The sequence below is a fragment of the Pseudomonas sp. J452 genome (assembly GCF_024666525.1).
GTDB lineage: Bacteria > Pseudomonadota > Gammaproteobacteria > Pseudomonadales > Pseudomonadaceae > Aquipseudomonas.
This window is the reverse complement of the sequence record NZ_CP088294.1, coordinates 678,091-695,539: the sequence shown is the minus strand read 5'-3', so window position 1 is coordinate 695,539 and position 17,449 is coordinate 678,091. Positions and strand designations below refer to the sequence as shown.

At 63.4% G+C, this 17,449-nt stretch carries 15 protein-coding genes and 1 pseudogene; 6 read left to right on the top strand and 10 right to left on the bottom strand.

Annotated elements, in window-relative coordinates:
- Positions 1 to 2 precede the first annotated feature (2 nt).
- Positions 3 to 977 carry an alpha/beta hydrolase gene (locus LRS11_RS03125; protein ID WP_260495466.1) on the bottom strand — a complete coding sequence of 325 codons (975 nt, stop codon included), beginning with the start codon at positions 975 to 977 and terminating at the stop codon, positions 3 to 5.
- A 183-nt stretch (positions 978 to 1,160) separates the two neighbouring features.
- The gene (locus LRS11_RS03120; protein ID WP_260495465.1) at positions 1,161 to 2,090 is read right to left on the bottom strand and encodes an ion channel; all 930 of its coding nucleotides are present in this window, start codon (positions 2,088 to 2,090) and stop codon (positions 1,161 to 1,163) included.
- Between the two features lie 163 nt (positions 2,091 to 2,253).
- Between LRS11_RS03120 and LRS11_RS03115 the strand changes: the two genes are divergently transcribed.
- A complete protein-coding gene (locus LRS11_RS03115) occupies positions 2,254 to 3,738 on the top strand; it encodes a flagellin (RefSeq protein WP_260495464.1) in 1,485 nt (494 codons plus the stop codon).
- Positions 3,739 to 3,745: 7 nt separating this feature from the next.
- Here LRS11_RS03115 and LRS11_RS03110 read toward each other — a convergent pair whose 3' ends face one another.
- Positions 3,746 to 4,306 (bottom strand): NADPH-dependent FMN reductase, encoded by a 561-nt coding sequence (locus LRS11_RS03110; RefSeq protein WP_260495463.1) that lies wholly within the window; start codon positions 4,304 to 4,306, stop codon positions 3,746 to 3,748.
- A 295-nt stretch (positions 4,307 to 4,601) separates the two neighbouring features.
- Here LRS11_RS03110 and LRS11_RS03105 point away from each other — a divergent pair, with 295 nt between their 5' ends.
- Positions 4,602 to 4,805: a hypothetical protein gene (locus LRS11_RS03105; protein ID WP_260495462.1), complete on the top strand. Its 204-nt coding sequence runs from the start codon at positions 4,602 to 4,604 to the stop codon at positions 4,803 to 4,805.
- 76 nt (positions 4,806 to 4,881) lie between these two features.
- Here LRS11_RS03105 and LRS11_RS03100 read toward each other — a convergent pair.
- The 4 genes and pseudogenes from LRS11_RS03100 to LRS11_RS03085 form a co-directional block, all read right to left on the bottom strand.
- Positions 4,882 to 5,128 (bottom strand): annotated as a pseudogene (locus tag LRS11_RS03100) (alpha/beta hydrolase); the annotation flags it as partial.
- Positions 5,129 to 5,266: 138 nt separating this feature from the next.
- Positions 5,267 to 6,664 (bottom strand): glycosyltransferase family 2 protein, encoded by a 1,398-nt coding sequence (locus tag LRS11_RS03095; protein WP_260495460.1) that lies wholly within the window; start codon positions 6,662 to 6,664, stop codon positions 5,267 to 5,269.
- A gap of 10 nt (positions 6,665 to 6,674) precedes the next feature.
- The gene (locus LRS11_RS03090) at positions 6,675 to 7,196 is read right to left on the bottom strand and encodes a dTDP-4-dehydrorhamnose 3,5-epimerase family protein (RefSeq protein WP_260495459.1); all 522 of its coding nucleotides are present in this window, start codon (positions 7,194 to 7,196) and stop codon (positions 6,675 to 6,677) included.
- Positions 7,197 to 7,248: 52 nt separating this feature from the next.
- On the bottom strand, positions 7,249 to 8,148 hold the full coding sequence (locus tag LRS11_RS03085) for a LysR family transcriptional regulator (RefSeq protein WP_260495458.1): 900 nt from the start codon (positions 8,146 to 8,148) through the stop codon (positions 7,249 to 7,251).
- Between the two features lie 193 nt (positions 8,149 to 8,341).
- Between LRS11_RS03085 and LRS11_RS03080 the strand changes: the two genes are divergently transcribed.
- On the top strand, positions 8,342 to 9,415 hold the full coding sequence (locus LRS11_RS03080) for a polyamine ABC transporter substrate-binding protein (protein WP_260495457.1): 1,074 nt from the start codon (positions 8,342 to 8,344) through the stop codon (positions 9,413 to 9,415).
- 11 nt (positions 9,416 to 9,426) lie between these two features.
- Positions 9,427 to 10,380, top strand: a complete 954-nt coding sequence (gene speB / locus LRS11_RS03075; RefSeq protein WP_260495456.1) for an agmatinase — start codon at positions 9,427 to 9,429, stop codon at positions 10,378 to 10,380.
- 37 nt (positions 10,381 to 10,417) lie between these two features.
- On the opposite strand, the gene LRS11_RS03070 is transcribed toward speB, so the two are convergent.
- The gene (locus LRS11_RS03070) at positions 10,418 to 11,323 is read right to left on the bottom strand and encodes a LysR family transcriptional regulator (protein WP_260495455.1); all 906 of its coding nucleotides are present in this window, start codon (positions 11,321 to 11,323) and stop codon (positions 10,418 to 10,420) included.
- 97 nt (positions 11,324 to 11,420) lie between these two features.
- Here LRS11_RS03070 and LRS11_RS03065 point away from each other — a divergent pair, with 97 nt between their 5' ends.
- Positions 11,421 to 13,208 (top strand): alkyl/aryl-sulfatase, encoded by a 1,788-nt coding sequence (locus tag LRS11_RS03065; protein ID WP_260495454.1) that lies wholly within the window; start codon positions 11,421 to 11,423, stop codon positions 13,206 to 13,208.
- Positions 13,209 to 13,279: 71 nt separating this feature from the next.
- Entirely contained in the window at positions 13,280 to 13,600 is a 321-nt protein-coding gene (locus LRS11_RS03060; protein WP_260495453.1) for a twin-arginine translocation signal domain-containing protein, read from the top strand.
- A gap of 262 nt (positions 13,601 to 13,862) precedes the next feature.
- Here LRS11_RS03060 and LRS11_RS03055 read toward each other — a convergent pair whose 3' ends face one another.
- Positions 13,863 to 14,753, bottom strand: coding sequence for a hypothetical protein (locus tag LRS11_RS03055; protein ID WP_260495452.1), 891 nt, complete (start codon positions 14,751 to 14,753; stop codon positions 13,863 to 13,865).
- Between the two features lie 218 nt (positions 14,754 to 14,971).
- Complete coding sequence (locus LRS11_RS22325; RefSeq protein WP_312026992.1) at positions 14,972 to 17,143, bottom strand: calcium-binding protein; 2,172 nt, start codon at positions 17,141 to 17,143, stop codon at positions 14,972 to 14,974.
- Positions 17,144 to 17,449 lie beyond the last annotated feature (306 nt).

The window sequence follows — 17,449 nt, the reverse complement described above, 5'->3', positions numbered from 1 at the left end:
GTTCAACCACGCAGGATGGTCGAGCGCTTGGTTTCGTCCTCGGGGAAGACCCGGCCATTGAGCAGGCATTCGAACAGGTGGTTGAACACCACGCCGGCCTTGCCCTTTTCATCACTGCGGAAATAGGAGTGGCCCTTGGGGTTGTCGTAGCGCGTGTTCACGTCGTCGCAGTCCACGGCGTAGACATTCTGCGGTGCCAGCTCCATGTTCTCCGGGCCGCTGTGGCCCAGGCGCCGCGAGGCGATGCGGTTCTTCAGGTTGGCCACCTTGCTGCCGCGCAGTGCCAGGTCGTCGGAGGCGTAATACACCACCACGTTGCGCGAGGCGTGGGAGATCAGCTCACCGCGCTGGCCACGGTGGATCGACTCGTTCTCGATGTCCGCCGCCACCAGGAAGGTGTTGCGAAACAGCATGGGCACGCCATTGGCCAGGTCATAGCGGTCCCACTCGCAGAGGGTCTCGCGCAGTACCCGATTGCCCATGGAGTGGGCCAGCACATTGATGCGCTTGAGGCAGGAGGGCAGCTTCTGCTCCTCGCGCGTGTCCCGCCACTTGAGGAAGAAGTTCAGCGCGCGGGCCAGGGAGATCGCGCTGTAGTCGGCGGATTTCTGGTCGTCCCAGTAGTCCTGGACGATGCCGATATCGTCATCGCAGGGCCAGATCACCGGCACCACCAATACCTCGTTGGTCTTGCTCTTGTCGCAAAGGCCCTGCAATTCCTCGGCGCCGGCGAATACGTCGTCTGGCAGGTTGGAGTAGCCGTGGATATAGAGCAGGATCTGCCGCTGCTTGGCTTCGTGCAGCTTGTTCAAGAGTGCCTCGCTGCCTAGCTCGAACAGTTTCTTTTTGCTCTGTCGTTCGCAGAAGTACACCGAGTTGCTTGGCGCGTTGTTCTTCAGGTCGAACTCGAATGGGCGGCCGGTCTCGGTCTGGATCGAGGCGGTCGGAAAGCGGTTGGTGATGAATAGCATGCTCATGCTGTGGCTCCCTGGCTGAAATACGGCAATCCGCCGAACCTAGTGGGTTGTGGCGGTCTGGGCAGGACAGCGGGGGAGAGGCATGACAGCGGGTGGGCTAAAACGTCCCTGTTCTTCCGAACTCTGCAGTGTTTAACGCTAGATGACGTCCGGGCTTTGGCCAGTGCCGCAGGGCGGACGGACTCAGCGGGTCATCTTCTTCACGAACACCACCACGAACAGGGCCATGGTGAAGCTGCCGGCAAAGGCCTCGAAGGCGGCAATCGGCCTGGCCAGCCCATGCGGGGTGATGTCGCCATAGCCGAGGGTGGTGAAGGTCACCACGCTGAAATACAGGCAGCCGGCCAGATCGCCGAGATTTGCCAGCCAGCCGCGCTCCAGCGCCAGGCGCAGCGGCAGGTCGCCGTGGCGCACGCCGACCAGGAAGTACAGCAGGCCGCAGACGAAGATCAGGCCCAGGGAAAACAGCACCACATTCAGCGGCTTCTCGCCGTAGCCGCTGAACAGGTCGACCAGCCAGGACAGCAGGCGCTTGCCGGAGAAGCGCGGCATCTGCAGGCGGCGCATGACCATCTCACGGTGGAAGAAAATCCCGGCCTGCTCGAACAGTCCGGCTTTTTCCAGGTGCAGGCGCAGGTTGCGGTAGGTTTCCTCGGCCTCCTCGAACAGCTGGCGGGCGGCGTCATTATCGCCGGCACGCTGGCGTTCGCGGCCGCGGCGCTCCTGCAGCAACTGGCGATCCCAGATCACGTTGTCCAGGCGTGCACCGTCCAGGCGGATGCCCAGCAGGTTGCAGTCGCGTAGATCGGCGCAGTGCAGATTGGTGCCGCGCAGGTCGGCCTTCATCAGCGAGCTGCCACGCAGGTCGAGGGCGAACAGGTGGGCATTCTGCAGATCGGCGCGGTACAGGTCGGCAGCGTGCAGCTGGTAGCCGCTGCGGCTGCCGTGGTTGACCAGATCGATCCCGCTCAGCGCGGCATGCTTGAGCTGGAAACCCTGCATCGGCTGGCCACTGCGCGCGCGGGCTTGCAGGGCGTCACACAGGCTTTCGGCCGGGTCTGGGTTGCTTGCGCCAGCGCGCCAGGCGTCGTCGTCGATGGGTACCGCGGCCATGGGGCAATCCTCCGCTGTCTGCAGGCAAGCCTAGTTGCCCTGCGGACGAGTGGCGGCTGCTCGGGCTAAAGAATTCTGCGCTATGGCCGATGAGCAGGTGCCAGCCCGAAATGGGTTGGCCGGCCTCGGCAAGGTAGCCGGCGCTGCTCAATGGACTGAATTTATGGCGTTAACCCTCAGCAATGCGTCCTCGCTCAGCATTCAGCGCAGCCTGAGTGAGACGTCGCGTGCGCTGGATGTTTCGATGCAGCGGCTGTCCACCGGTTATCGGATCAACAGCGCCAAGGACGATGCCGCCGGGCTGCAGATTGCCAACCGGCTGACCAGCCAGATCAGCGGACTGGGCGTGGCCGTGCGCAACGCCAACGACGGCATTTCCCTGGCGCAGACCGCCGAGGGCGCGCTGCAGCAGTCGACCAACATTCTCCAGCGCATGCGCGACCTGGCCCTGCAGGCGGCCAGCGGCGCGAATGGGCTCAGCGAGCGCAGTGCCCTGCAGGAGGAAGTCGCGCAGCTGCAACAGGAGCTGACGCGCATCGCCGAGACCACCAGTTTCGCTGGGCGCAAGCTACTCGACGGCAGCTTTGGCTCGCAGCTCTTCCAGGTGGGCGCCAACGCCTTTGAGACCATCTCCATCGGCCTCGGCAATTACCGCTCCGATACCCTCGGCAGCAACGTCCACGACCTGGTCAATGGCACGCTCGGCGCCGCGACCACGGATCAGCTCGGTGGATTGCTGGAGCAGGCCGGCACGCTGGCGGACAACGCTGTCAGCAGCCAGCTGACCATTGCCGGCCGCGGCACGACGACCTTCGCTGTTGCCGGCTCGGCCATTCAGGTGGCCCGGGCGATCAACCGGCAGAGCGAAACCACCGGCGTCACGGCCGATGCGCGCACGGTGCTGCAACTGACGTTCAGCGCCGACGACATCTACTCCTTCGACCTGTATGGCCGCAACAGCGAGGCGCTGAGCATCCAGGCCGAGGTCAAGGACGGTGATCTCGGCCTGCTGGCCGAGGCGATCAACGCCCGGTCGACCAGCACGGGCATCAGTGCGCGAGTCGAGGGCGACAAGCTGTGGCTGACCAGCGAGGCCGGTGACGACATTGCCATGGAATCCTTCCTGTCGAATGCCACGGGCACCGCGCAAGCGCAGAACTTCGACTACCAGGGGCTCGAGGAGCTGACGGTGGCGCTGGCGACCCTAGACGATGATTCGGCACTGCGGGCCATTGGCGTGGTGCGCCTCAGCAGTGCTGTGGCCTTTTCCAGCCAGGCCGCTGCTGCGACCCTTGATGGCAGCGTGACGGCGAACAGCAGCAGCCTGGAGACGGTCGACGAGCTGGATCTGCTGACGGATATCGGTGCGCAGATCGCTATCGGCGTGATCGATGGTGCGCTGAGTGGCATCGACAGTAGCCGCGCCAATCTGGGGGCGGTGCAGAACCGCCTCGAATACACCATCGCCAATTTGGAAAACATCGCGGAAAACCTGTCGGCGGCGCGCAGTCGCATCCGCGATACCGACTATGCGGCGGAGGTCTCGATCCTGGTCAAGAACCAGATCCTGCAGCAGGCCGCGACGGCCCTGCTGGCCCAGGCCAACCAGCGGCCGCAGGCCATTTTGGCCCTGCTTCAGGGCCTATAGAGGGCTTCTAGCCTTTCACCTGGCGTTCCACCCACAGCGCATAGGCATCGATGAACTTCTGCAGGAAGCCGCGCACGCCGTCATTCAGCTTGCCTTGCTCGTCGAAGAAGCTGCCGGCGCCGCCCAGGTAGGCTTCCGGCTGCTGCAGCACCGGCACGTCGAGGAAGACCAGGGACTGGCGCAGGTGGTGGTTGGCACCGAAGCCGCCGACCGCGCCCGGCGAGGCGCTGAGCACGGCCCCCGGCTTGCCGCCGAACACGCTCTGGCCATAGGGCCGCGAGCCGACATCGATGGCGTTCTTCAGCGGCGCCGGCACCGAGCGGTTGTATTCCGGGGTGACGAACAACAGAGCATCGGCGCTGTTCACCTGCTGGCGGAAGCGGCTGTAGGGCAACGGCGCCGGGCTGACGTCGATATCCTCGTTGTACAGCGGCAAGTCGCCGATCTCGACGATGCTCAGTTGCAGCGAAGGTGGTGCCAGTTCGGCCAGGGCCATGGCCAGCTTGCGATTGATCGAGGCCTTGCGCAGGCTGCCGACCAGTACCGCGACGTGATGGATTTTGCTCATGTTGACTCCTTGCACGGGTCAATAAAGAACGGAGTGGGAACTATAGTGCGGCTGCCAGAGTCTGCCCGGCGCGCTCTATTTCGAGCCTGTGTGCAGTGACGAGCGGTGGCGCGGTGGCTTGACCTGGGCCTTGATTGCGCAGAAATTGACCAAGTGTCGGCGCAATGCCGACCGGTCAAACAACAGTCATCAACGGGTTGCATGCTGACCCGGACAACAACAGATTCCTTGTTTGCCAGTTGCTGCCCAGCGCACCGGCGGCCTGTCGCTGCCGGAAAACCCTGAGGACACCGCAATGGATAGGTTTCAGTCGTTTGACCCGCGTTACCAGTTGGAGGCCGAAGAGGCCCTGGATGAGTTGGTATTGGAGGATGTGCCCGGTCGGGTGCTGATCCACGAGGAAATCCAGTTGACCCTGCAAGCCATCGAGCGCCTGGCCGGACAGCTGCGCCAGCGAACGCCACTCGGGCGCCCGCCGAGACCCGTAGCGCCTATTTAGGGGGGCGGTAGGGCCCCCGTGCGCAAGGGTGTGCCGCCTGGAAATCTGCGGAACCTGATTCCTCGTTCACAGGTTCTCAGGCGGCACGGCGAGTGGTTTGCAGCTGTTCGAACCAGCCTAGCGCCTCGTCCCACAGCGGCGTGGCGCTGCTGCGGAAGTAGCCCATATGGCCAATGGCGCCGAGGCCTTCGGCCTGGGAGTCGATGGTGCGGGCCTGGTAGGGCGCGGCGCTGTAGGCGGCCATGAAGGCGTCACGCGAACTGGGCGGCCAGGTGGCCCTGCTCGGGATCGTCGAAGAAATAGCGCGGGTAGCGGCACCAGCGTGCTGATCACCAAGCTGGATGGCGGGGTGATCGGCAGCTGAGGTGCGCTTGTCGCACTGCCAGGCTGCGTTGTTGCTGATTCCGTCTCTAGGGCCTGTTCCCGTTCCGTCGCGGCCGTGAACGAAACGGGAACAGGCCCTAGGCCTCGCTTAGGCTCAGGGTGAGCAGGGCCAGCCCAAGACGTCGGGTATCGCTACTAACGCCGAGCGACGCAGGTGAGCGTGCATCGGGCAGCTGGAAGCGTAATGTCAGGTGTTTGCTGATGAAACTGTTGCCGGGGATGCGACACTGGTGCTTGCCGTCGTTGTTGCTAGGGTCGAAGTGCCATGCACCGATACAGGTATCGGCCATGTAAATGTCGACTCTCTGGCTGGACCGGGTATCGGTTAGGAAACATTGTCCTTCGAATGTCAGCAGCAAGTCGTGTTCCGGTGTGTTTTCCAGGCGCAAGTGAAGCTCTGCCTTGTTGCCGTCGGTCCAGGTTCCCCATGACTCCGGATAGGACCAGCCGGGCCCCTGAAAGGCGGTGGCATTGCCTTCGCTGTGGAAGCTTATGGTGTCACCTAAACGGTAGAGGGGGGCACTGCGCCATGCGCGTGAGCGGATCAGCGCTAGTCCATTGCTGTGACGCGGCAGGACTAGCAAGCCTCGCTTCAGACGAAGGTTGTCAATCAGCTGCCCCCGGCGCATTCCGCGGGTACGCGATAGCAAGGCTTCAGGGAAAATTCCCAGGGTAGCCAGCAGGTGCAGCAGGTGCTTTTTCCAACGAGGGCGGAGCGGTTGCTCCGCATTGCCGGCGCGGGCAAGCAGTTGCTGTCTTATCAGCAAATTGCACTGGATCTGCTGCCAGAACCAGTCCTGCTCATGAGCTTCCTGCCTTAAGTAGGCTTCTTCGCGCAGGCCCGAGTGAAAGGCCACCACGCCGATCCAGGGTAAGGCTCTTAGGCTGAGCCCAGCGCGCCAGGCGCGGAAGAGAAACTCTCGGGAGCTGGCGGTTATGCAGTCTGCTGCTGCCCGCCAGGGGCCTATACGCTCTGCTGTCTCCCGGCGCATCAGCCAGCTAGAGGCCGGCGCGAATGTGTCGACCGGGTCGAACAGGCCATTACAGCCTAGGCCGTGCAGGTAGGTTCTCCAGATATTCTGCGTCAACTGCTTCTTGGTGCATGGCAGGACGACGGCGGTTGCGGGAAACACCAAGTCGGCACCTGTGGCTTGTAACCAATCGAGTGCCGATTGCAGATGTTCGGGTAGCCACAGGTCGTCATGGTTGAGCAGGGCAATGTACTTCCCCCGCGCCCGGGCAATGCCAAGGTTGTTGGGGCCGGACTGCTCGCCGAAGTTCTGCACAAGGTTGATGTAGTGGATACGCGAGTCGGCCAGCTTATCGAGCAGGTGTTGGGTCTCCTCGTTGCAGGCGTCACCTACAACCAACAGCTCCCAGTCCTGCAGGCTTTGTGCAAGCACGCTGGCGATGGCCAGACGTAGTGTCTCCGGGCGGTTGTAGGTGCTCAGGACAATGGAGATCAGTGGGCTCACCGGGGTGCACCTAGCTGAAACGGTAGGGAATATCCGGCGTGTCGAGCGGTAGCCGCCAGTGGTCCGGGTCGTCATAGTCGTAGGCCGAGTCGACCAGGTTGACCAGCAGTGCCGGGCGGCTTCCCAGGCAGGCAACGCCGTGCCATACACCAGGAGGGACGGTGACTAGCATTGGGCGCTCCTCGCCGATGCGCAGCTCAATCACGTTGCCCTGTGTGGGGGATTCTGCCCGAGCATCGAAAAGCACCAGCTTGAGGCGTCCGAGCGCGCAGAACATGCGGTCAAGGGTATGCGCGTGGCAGTGCCAGGCGGTAATGGCGCCCGGTTCGAGCAGGCTCTGGAAGACCTGCTCGATGGGCTGATTGTCCAGTAGCCAGTCGCGGCGCCATATTTCGGTCAGACGGCTGCGGTCGCCCAGCATGTTGGCGATGGCTTTGATTCGCACGCCTTCGATTTTCTGCAGGCTGGCGGGTGCCCAGTCGGCATCTACCAGTCGTGAGTCTTTGCGCCCTTCCAGTGTCCAGTCGGACATGTTGGTTTCCTCAGTTCATCAATATGCGAATTATACATATTTGCAGCGGGACTCAGGTCTCGGCACAGACCGCCAGCAGGTCCTCGATCAGCGCTTTTTGCGCTTCGCTGGGCTGGCGGCCGCGGTGTTGGGCCAGGCGGAACTCGACGCTGAAACCCTGTTGCTCGGGTTGCACGACCTGCAACTGGCCGCGCGCGACCCAGGGCGCAGCAATGTGCTCGGGCAGATAGCCGATATGCGCGCCGGACAGGACAAAGGCCAGGGTGCCTTCCACCTGTTCGCTGCGCGCGCTGCTGCTGCCGGCCTGCCAGGGCTCGTCGGCGGCGATGAAACGGTAGGGGTGCAGCACGCCGTCGCAGTGCTGCAGATCGCTGGCCTCGACCTGCCCCCGGCCGAACAGCGGATGGCCGCGGCCGCAGTACAGGTGCTGCTGCTCGACGAACAGTCGCTGGTAGTCCAGTGCCGTCTGCGCCCCGGAGAAATAGCCGATGGCCAGTTGCAGCTGGCCTTGCAGCAGGCGCCGCTCCAGTTCGGCCGGCACGGCGCTGAGCAGCTCGATCTGTACCGCCTGGTTGCGCCGACGAAAACGCCCGATGGCGGCCGCGACCTGCTCCAGCACCTCGTCGGCCAGGGCCTCGGACAGGCCGATATGCAGCTCGCCGAGCAGCTTGTCGGCCATGCCCTGGGCCTCGCCCTTGAAGGTCTCGATGGCGCCGAACAGCTTGCGCGTGGCGGCCAGCACCTGCTCGCCCTTGGGCGTCAGGCGAAAGCCGGCCTTGCCGCGCTCGCACAGGCGAAAGCCCAGGCGCGTCTCCAGCTTGGCCATCTGCGTGCTGATGGTCGACTGGCCGATCCCCAGTTCGCCCTGGGCGGCGCTGAAGCCGCCGCTCTCCACCACCGTGACGAACAGGCGTAGCAGTTGCAGATCGAGGTCGCGCAGTTGGCTGAGCATGCTGGCTCCATACATTGATAGATGGCGATGCCAGAGTAGATCACTTCGTATTTATTCGAAGCAATGCCCGGCGCAGGATGCAGCCTGTAGGAGCCAGCTTGCTGGCGATCCAGCGCACACCAGGCAGTGGAGATCGCCAGCAAGCTGGCTCCTACGGAAGCCGCGCCCAGTCAGTCCAACGAGGTTGTCCACCATGCGTCTTGCTGCAAGCTTGTTCATGCTCGCCTTCGCCCTGCCGCTGCAGGCCGAGGAGAAAGTCCTCAACCTGTACAACTGGGCCGACTACGTGGCGCCCGAAGCGCTCAAGCGCTTCCAGGGCGAGACCGGCATCCGGGTCACGTACGACACCTTCGACAGCGCCGAGGTGCTGGACGCCAAGCTGCTCACCGGTGGCAGCGGCTACGACGTCGTGTTTCCGGCCTCCAGCGGCCTGGGCCGGGCGATCCAGGCCAAGGCCGTGCAACCGGTCGGTAGCCTGAGCAACGTCGGTAACCTCGACCCGGAGATGCTGGCCAAGCTGGCTTTCATCGATCCGGGCAACCGTTACGGGGTGCCCTACACCTGGGGCACCGTCGGCCTGGGCATCAACCGCCAGGCCGTGGAGCAGCGCCTGCCTGGCGTGTCCCTGGACAGCCTCGACCTGCTGTTCAAGCCCGAATACGCGGCCAAGCTCAAGGACTGCGGCATCGCCGTGCTGGATTCGCCGCAGGAAGTGGTGGCCATCGCCCTCAACTACTTGGGCAAGAAGCCCTACGGTGGCAATCCGGATGACCTCAAGGCGGTCAAGGCGCTGCTCGCCGCGCTGCAACCCAACCTGCGCTACGTGGCGACCGCGCGGCATATCGACGACCTGGCCAAAGGCGAGATCTGCCTGGCGCTGACCTACACCGGCGACGCCGGCATGGCCGCCGCCCGCGCCGCCGAGGCCAAGCAGCCGTTCGAGGTGCTCTACCGCATCCCCCGCGAAGGCACGCTGATCTGGTTCGACACCATGGCCATCCCGGTGGATGCGCCGCACCCCGAGGCGGCGCGGGCCTTTATCGACTACATGCTCAAGCCCGAGGCCATCGCCGAGCTGACCAACGCGCTGTACTTCGCCAACGCCAACCGCGCGGCCACCCCGTTGCTGGATGAGGCGGTGAGCGGCGACCCGGATATCTACCCGCCACGCCTGGTGCGCGAAAAGCTGTTCGCCGAGCAGATCCTGCCGCAGCGCGCCCAGCGCGAACGCACCCGGCTATGGGCCAGCTTCCGCACCCAATATTAAGGAGACCGACCATGGACCAAGCCTTCGACAACGACCAGGCCATCACCCGCGACAGCCTGTACGGCACCTGCGCCGAACCGACCTACGCTGGCATCACCAGTTTCATGCGCCGCCGCTATACCCGCGACCTGCGTGGCGTGGACCTGGTGGTCAGCGGCGTGCCGTTCGACACCGCCACCACCAACCGCCCCGGCAGCCGCTTCGGTCCACGTGCCATTCGCGCCGCCTCGGTCCAGTCGGCCTGGGCCCGCCACTATCCCTGGGAGTTCGACCCGTTCGACCTGCTGGCCTGCATCGACTACGGCGACTGCTATTTCGACCACGGCACCCCGCAGGACACCCCGGCCGCCATCGAGGCGCATGCCGACAAAATCCTCGCCGCCGGCTGCGCCATGCTCACCCTGGGCGGCGACCATTTCATCAGCTACCCGCTGCTCAAGGCTCATGCCAAGCGCCACGGCCCGCTGGCGCTGATCCACTTCGACGCACACAGCGACACCTGGCCGGACGAGGAGGGCGCGCGCATCGACCACGGCACCATGTTCTACCACGCCGCCAAGGAAGGCCTGGTCGACCCGGCGCGCTCGGTGCAGGTCGGTCTGCGTACCACCAATGACGACGTGATGGGTTTTGCGGTGCTGGATGCACGGCAGGTCAACCGCAGCACCCCGGAGCAGATCGCCGAGCTGATCCGCGCCCGGGTCGGTGACAACCCGGTGTACCTGACCTTCGACATCGACTGCCTCGACCCGGCCTTCGCCCCCGGCACCGGCACCCCGGTGTGCGGCGGTCTCTCCAGTCACCAGGCCCTGGAGATCCTGCGTGGCCTGCGCGGCATCAATCTGGTCGGCATGGACGTGGTGGAAGTGGCGCCTCCTTACGACAACGCCGAAGTCACCGCCCTGGCCGGCGCCACCCTAGCCATGGAGATGGTCTGCCTGTACGCCGCGCGGCATAAGCGGTAATCCGTAGGGTGGGTGAAACCCGCGGGTTGCACCCGCCCTACGCCGGCTGCGTCTGACCATCCTGCTGGCAAATGATCCGCTGCAATTGCTCGGCCGCCGGCGACAGGCTGTGCCCGGCGCGGCTGACGATGCCGTAGGCCGAGCGGGCCAGGGCCGGGTCGCCGGCCAGGCGCAGGGTAACCAGGCGCCCGGCCTGCACATCGGCGGCCACCACATCCCAGGGCGCCAGGCTAAGCACATCGCTGGTCGACACCAGCTCCTTGAGCACCATGAAGTTGTCGCACTGGATGCTCAGCGGGTTTTCCCCATCGCCCAGGCGTTGCAGCAGGCGCTCGACCTCCACCGGCATCTGCGTGCCGGCCAGGGGGAATTCGCCCAGAGCGGCCGGCGGCAGTGGCTGGCGCTGGCACAGTGGGTGCTGCGGGCGGCAGAACACTACGCCGTGGTGGCTCTGCAGCGCCGTCACCTGCAGCCGGGGATCGTCGTGGAACTCGCGCGTATCGGCGACGAACAGCTCGATCTCGTCGTCCAGCAGGCGTGCCCGCAACTGCTGCCAGTTGTCGATCAGCAACTGCACGCGCACCCGTGGGTGGCGCCCGGCGAACTGGCCGAGGGCTTGCGGCACCAGGCGCGCGGCGGGGTAGGGGCCGGCGCCCAGGCGCAGTTCGCCGCTGCTCAGATTGCCCAGTTGGCTCACCGCATTGCTCAGTGCCCGGCTGCCGGCGAGCAGGCGGCGGGCATGCTCCAGCACCAGCTCGCCATGGGCGGTGAGGCTGATGCCGCGGCTGTGGCGGTCGACCAGGTTGCAGCCGAGGCTGCTTTCCAGCGCCTGGATGCTGCGGCTCAGCGCTGGCTGACTGAGATGCACGGCCTCGGCGGCACGGGCGAAGTGGCCATGCTCGGCAAGGGCGACAAAGTGGCGGAGCTGGCGAAGGTCATTCATGCGTGACTTGCATCATTAGTTGATTTGGAATGCATTGGAATTATTGGCTGCCATTGGCCAATCTGCCAGCACTGCCCACCACAATGAGCGTCTGCGCATGTTTTCACGCAACCGAACTACCGCCGTGCTGCTGAGCCTGGCGTTACCCTTGGCCGGTCATGCCGCCCTGCCCGAAGAACAGATTACCGCCTCGATCCACCCGGAGCTGGCTGAGCACACCAAGCACTTCGCGCAGAAGGTCTACCAGGTGGCCGGCAACGTGTATTCCGCCGTCGGCTGGCAGCTGGGCAACGTGGCGATGATCGAGGCGCCGGAAGGGCTGATCATCGTCGATACCGGCGAGGCGGTCAGCGAGTCGCGCAAGATCATGGCCGAGTTCCGCAAGATCAGCGACAAGCCGGTCAAGGCCGTGGTCTACACCCACTTCCACCCGGATCATATCAATGGCGTAAAGGCTTTCGTCACGGAGGAACAGGTGCGTAGCGGCGAGGTACAGATCATCGCCCACGACACCCTGCTGGCCAACGTGGTGGCCCAGGGCGCGCTGGTCGGGCCGATTCTCTCGGTGCGTTCCGGCTACAGCTTCGGTGCCGGCCTGCCGGACAGTGACCACGAGCAGATGAACGCCGGCATCGGCCCACTGGCCAAGGTCGAGGCCTCGACTTTTATTGCGCCGACCCTGACCTTCAAGGACAGGCTCGATACGCGTATCGCTGGCCTGGATCTGCAGTTCCTGCATGTGCCCAGCGAAGCGCCGGACGAGATCACCGTCTACCTGCCGGCCAATCGCGTGCTGATCAGCGCCGAGGTGGAGCAGGGGCCGACCCTGCCGAATATCCACACCCTGCGCGGCACCAAGTTCCGCGACCCGGTGGTGTGGGTCGAGAGCCTGGACAAGCTACGCGCTTATCAAGCCGAGCATATGGTGCCGCTGCACGGCCGTCCGGTCAGCGGCCAGGCGCAGGTCGAGGAGGTGCTGCGCATGACCCGCGACGGCATCGCCTATATCCACGACCAGAGCGTGCGCTGGATGAACAAGGGCCTGACCCCGGACGAGCTGGTCGAGAAGGTCAAACTGCCGCCGCATCTGGCCGGCTATACGCCCTACCTGCGCGAGTATTACGGCACGGTGAAACACAGCGTGCGACAGATCTACAACGGCTACCTGGGCTGGTTCCAGGGCGACCCGGTGGCGCTCGATCCGCTGCCGCCGAAGCAGAAAGCCGAGCGGCTGATCGCCCTGATGGGTGGGCATGACAAGGTGCTGCTGGCCGCCGGCGAGGCCTATCTCAAGGGTGAACACCAGTGGGCTGCGGAGCTGGCCAGTTATGTCATCAGCCTGGACAACGAGGATCAACTGGCCCGCGACATCAAGGCGCGCAGCTTCCGCAAGCTCGGCTACGCCAGCATGAACATCAACTGGCGCAACTGGTACCTGATGAGCGCCATGGAGCTGGAGGGCAAATTCGACGGTGACGAGGTGCAGCAGCTGGCCCAGGACATGCGCAGTGCGTTCCTCTCCCCGGACATGCTGAAGAACTTCCCGGCGCGGGTCTTCCTGCAGAACTGGATCACCCGCATCGATCCGGACAAGGCCAATGATGTGCAGCTGACCCTGGGCTTCAGCTTCCCGGATATCGGCGAGGAATGGGCGCTGGAAGTGCGCCGTGGCGTGGTGCAGTTGCACCAGGGCATTCCTGCCGGCACCACGCTCAAGCTGACCCTCGACAAAAGCTATCTGGACACCGTGATGAGCGGCGAGAACGGTCTGCTCAAGGGGGCACTGCTGGGCGATGTAAAGGTCGATGGCGATCTGCTCGACATCAAGACCTTCCTCGGCTGCTTCGACTTTGAGGATGCGCCGATCGCCCTGACGGTGCGCTGAGTCACTGGCGCGATCATCGGTTGGCTGGCTGGCCGGGTACGCTCGGCCAGTCACGCCAAGGAGGACACAGGATGCAACGTCGCAAACTGCTGAAGTTAGCCGGTGTGCTGTCCGCCGCCGGAGTCTGCGCGCCATTGCTGAGCCAGCAGGCATCCCCGACGCTGGGGCGATCCGCCGGGCGCAAGCCGAATATCCTGCTGATCGCCACCGACCAGCAGCGCGCCCATCAGGACCTGCCGGCCGCCGTGGCGCTGCCCGGGCATGAACGCCTGCTCAAACGCGGTGTCAGCCTGGGCAACTTCCACGTCAACACCACGCCCTCTCGCCGTCACGCTCGGTGCTGTTTACTGCCAGCAAACGCAACTGTACGACCCGCAGAGCGATCCGGATGAGCTGAGCAACCTGGCCTGCGATCCCGAACAACAGCGCGCGCTGATCGAGCGTCGAATGGCCGGCTGAATGCCCTGGTCGAGCGCGAAGTCGGTGTCGATGACGGCTACAAACATCCGCCCTGGGCTTTCTCTATAACGAACAAGAGAGTGATGGATGCTGAGAGTTGCGAAAGGCGCGCTGGTGCTGTTCGGTGTACTGTGCCTGCGCACCAAGCCGCCCTGACGTGTTGGCAGAAGCGTCAGGGCTTGTGACCGGACTGGCTCAGGGCTTGTACACGTAGCCTTCGACTTTCTCGTACTTGAAGCCATTGATGCCTGTGCTGGAGTACACGACGCTATACAGGTGGTGCTTAGTCGTGGGGTTCCAGTAGCGGTGCAAGGCCGTTGCGTTGGGCACCTTGGCCGTGAACACGTTGGCTGCCGCACCGACATAGGCATAGCCGGCTTTGCTGTAGTAGGCGTCGTCACGACCTATGGTGTAGAGGCTGTTGGAGATGCTGGCGTTGTAGTAGCGATGCAGCACGGTGGTACCGAACGCCGCACTGCTGGGCACCTGGGCGGCGATGGCGTTGTAGCTGTACTTGTACAGGGCCATGCCGGCGTCATCGCGCTTGGTCACGTACAGGTTGTCGCCGGTCTTGCCGACGTAGTTGTGCAGGGCCACCTTGGTCAGCGGTTTGGTATTGAGGATCTTCCACAGATTGCCCGACCCGGTGCCGCAGTTAGTGCTGCTGGAGGTGGCGCCAACTTCCCAGCCGCTGGGCAGGATCGAGGCATTGCACACGCTCATCTGGCTCTGTCCCGCCGTGCTCTGCGCTTCGTACTTGATGCGCTTGCTGCCGCTGGCCGTGCCGCAATCGCCAGGCCCCGAGTAGCTGGTCTGGCGGGTGATGACCCAGCCGGTAGGCAGGGTGCGCAGACAGGAGTTGAGCTTGACCTGGCCGTAGCTGTTGGTGATCTGCCAGATCAGTCTGGGTGTGCCGCTGGAGCTGCCGCAGATACCGCTTCCGGTGTAGCTGCGCTCCTTGGTGTTCACCCAGCCGGTGGGGGTGGTGCGGATGCAGGTATCCAGCACGGTTTCCCCGGCCAGCCTGGTATAGGTGTAGAGGTTGCCACCACTGCAGGAGTTGGAGCGCTCCTGGATCTTGGTCATCACATAGCCACTGGGCGCTGTCGAGTTGCAGGAGGTCGACGTAGTGGCGGCTTGCACGCCAAGAGGTGCCAAGAGTGCGAGGAGTAGGGTGCTTTTACTGAGCCTGTTCATACAGTTCCTTTGCATATTGGGTCGTCTAGCTAGGCTGGCGCCGGGTTGCTCTTGGGGGATGTGGAGCCGCCCGGCCTTGAGCTCATTACAGGCCGGGCTAACGAAATTTAAAGAATGAAGTCTGTGCTGCTCAACGATGCCACACCTATCAGGGATATCTCAAATTCGGCACTGGTGTCGGCATCGGTGCTTCCGTAGATCACGCCGTTTGCATAGCGCAGTTGTCCGGTTGCGTTGCTACTAAAAGCCGTTGAGCCGATAAAGCTGAAGGCGTCGTTGGTTGAGGTTGCCAGATTGGCATCCAGGGTGGACAGATCAATCTTGTCGCTTTCGCTGGTTTTGAAGTCATTCAGAACATCACGCAGCGAGCCGAGTCCCATTTCACTGGCGGCATTGAAGTCGAAGCGATCGGCGCCACTGCCACCGCTGAGTTTGTCGGTGCCCACCCCGCCAAATAGCAGGTCATTCCCGGCGCCCCCGCTCAACGTGTCATTCCCGGATCCGCCACTCAGGGTGTTGGCAGCGGTATTCCCGGTCAGATTGTCATTGAAGTTGCTGCCGGTGAGGTTTTCGAAGCTCAGCAGGGTATCACTGCCGGAACCGCCTGTAGCTTGGGCGCCTGTGCTGGCCAAGCTCGCAGTGACAGCGCTGGTTGCATGAGCGTAAGAGGCGGTGTCAGTGCCTGTGCCGCCATTCAGCGTGTTGTTGCCTGTCCCCGCATAAATCACGTTGTTGAGGCTGTTACCTGTCGCGCTGGCGGTGCTAGTCGCCATGACGCGCAAGTTTTCGATATTGGCGCCAAGGGTGTGGGCAGAAAGGTAGCTGTAGACAGTGTCAGTGCCGCCAGTGCTGGCTGTGCTATTGGTTTCGCTGACGATATCGCGCGTGTTGTCGATGTAATAGATGTCGGAACCATCGCCGCCAATAAGCCTGTCGCCGCCCGCGCCGCCATTCAGCACGTCGTTGCCGCTCCCCCCATTCAGGTGGTCATTGCCACCGCCTCCGGTGAGTTTATCGTTACCGGCGGCTCCATCGATAATCGCACTGCTGCTGTTGGACCAGGTCAGGGTGTTGTCGGCGGTATCGCCAATCAGGTTGGTCAGTTTGTTGCCGTTGGCGTCAAAGCGTTGGGCATAGACCTCGGAGTTTGTCCCGTCAGCGCTATAGGACTCCCAAGTAACTAGATAGCCGCCGTCGGCAAGCGCGGCAATGCTGGTGAGTTCTTGGTTGCCAGTCGTGGTGGTGTTGACTCGGGTTTCCGTGCCTACTTTGGTACCGCTGGCGTTATAGCGCTGGATGAATACGCCGGAGGCGTCGCCGCTACCATTGCCGCTCCAAGCCACCAGGTATCCGCCGTCGCTGAGGGCGACCACGCGAGGTTCTTCCTGCGAGCCTGAGGTCGTGGTGTTGACCATCGTCTGGCTGCCGACTTTGGCTCCGCTGGAGTTATACAGTTGGGTGTAAATATCGCTGGGCGCTTGGGTGTCTTCGTTATTGTCCAGGTCATCAGGGTACGACTGCCAGGCGACTACGTAGCCGCCATTGGCCAGTACTGTGACCACGGGATCCTGCTGGAAACCGCTAGTAGTCGAGTTGATACGGGTTTCGCCGCCGACTTTGGCGCCTGCTGAATTGAAGCGCTGAGCGAAAATGCCATAGGTGTCGCCGCTACCATTGCCTTCCCACACAGCCATGTAACCGCCGTCGGCGAGACTGGTAATGGTGGGGCCGTCCTGTTCTCCAGCGCTGGTGGTGTTTATCCGGGTTTCGACGCCAACCTTTGCACCATTGGCGTCATAGCGTTGCAGGTATGCGCCCCACTCGCTGCCATCCTGCTGGTAGGACGCCCAGGACACGACATAGCCACCATCTATCAAGGCGGTAATTTCGGGGCTGTCCTGCTCGCCAGTGGTGTAAGTATTGACGCGTGATTCACTGCCGGCCTTGGCGCCGGCGGCGTCGAACCGTTGCATGCGGATGTCGACATTGCCGCCACCATTATCGACCTTCCAAGCCACCACATAACCACCATTGGCCAGGGCCGTGATCGTGGGATCTTCCTGCTCTCCCGTGGTGGAGGCGTTGACACGTGACTCGCTGCCAATTTTCACGCCGCTGGCGCTGTAGCGCTGAGTGAAGATGTAGTCGGCGCTAGCGCTGCTTTGATCAGCCCAAACCACCACATAGCCTCCGTCTTTCAGCGCGGTGACGCTGGGCTCGTTCTGATAGCCAGTGGTGGTGGTGTTGATGCGAGTTTCGCCCAGGGTGAGGGTCGGCATGACAAGGTCCATTTGACAGGTTGGAAGGCGCACATCGTACGTTGCTATTTTTTTGGCGTCAAAGTGCCACTATCGGCGTGTAAGGGTTGGCTCCCACGCCTTTGCGAGGGGTGTTGTTCGGTCTGCGGATAGCCATTGAAAGTGGAAAACCGGCCTATGCTCTATGTCTACAGCCGCGTGTGGCGCGGTATAGGCATTGTCTTGCCTGGCTCTGGGAGGCGCTTGCAAGGGCGCTGATGATGCGGTGGCGGGTGAAGGCTTGTGCTGGTTGTCGGTTCGTCGGCTAGTCTGGATGGTCAATGGCGT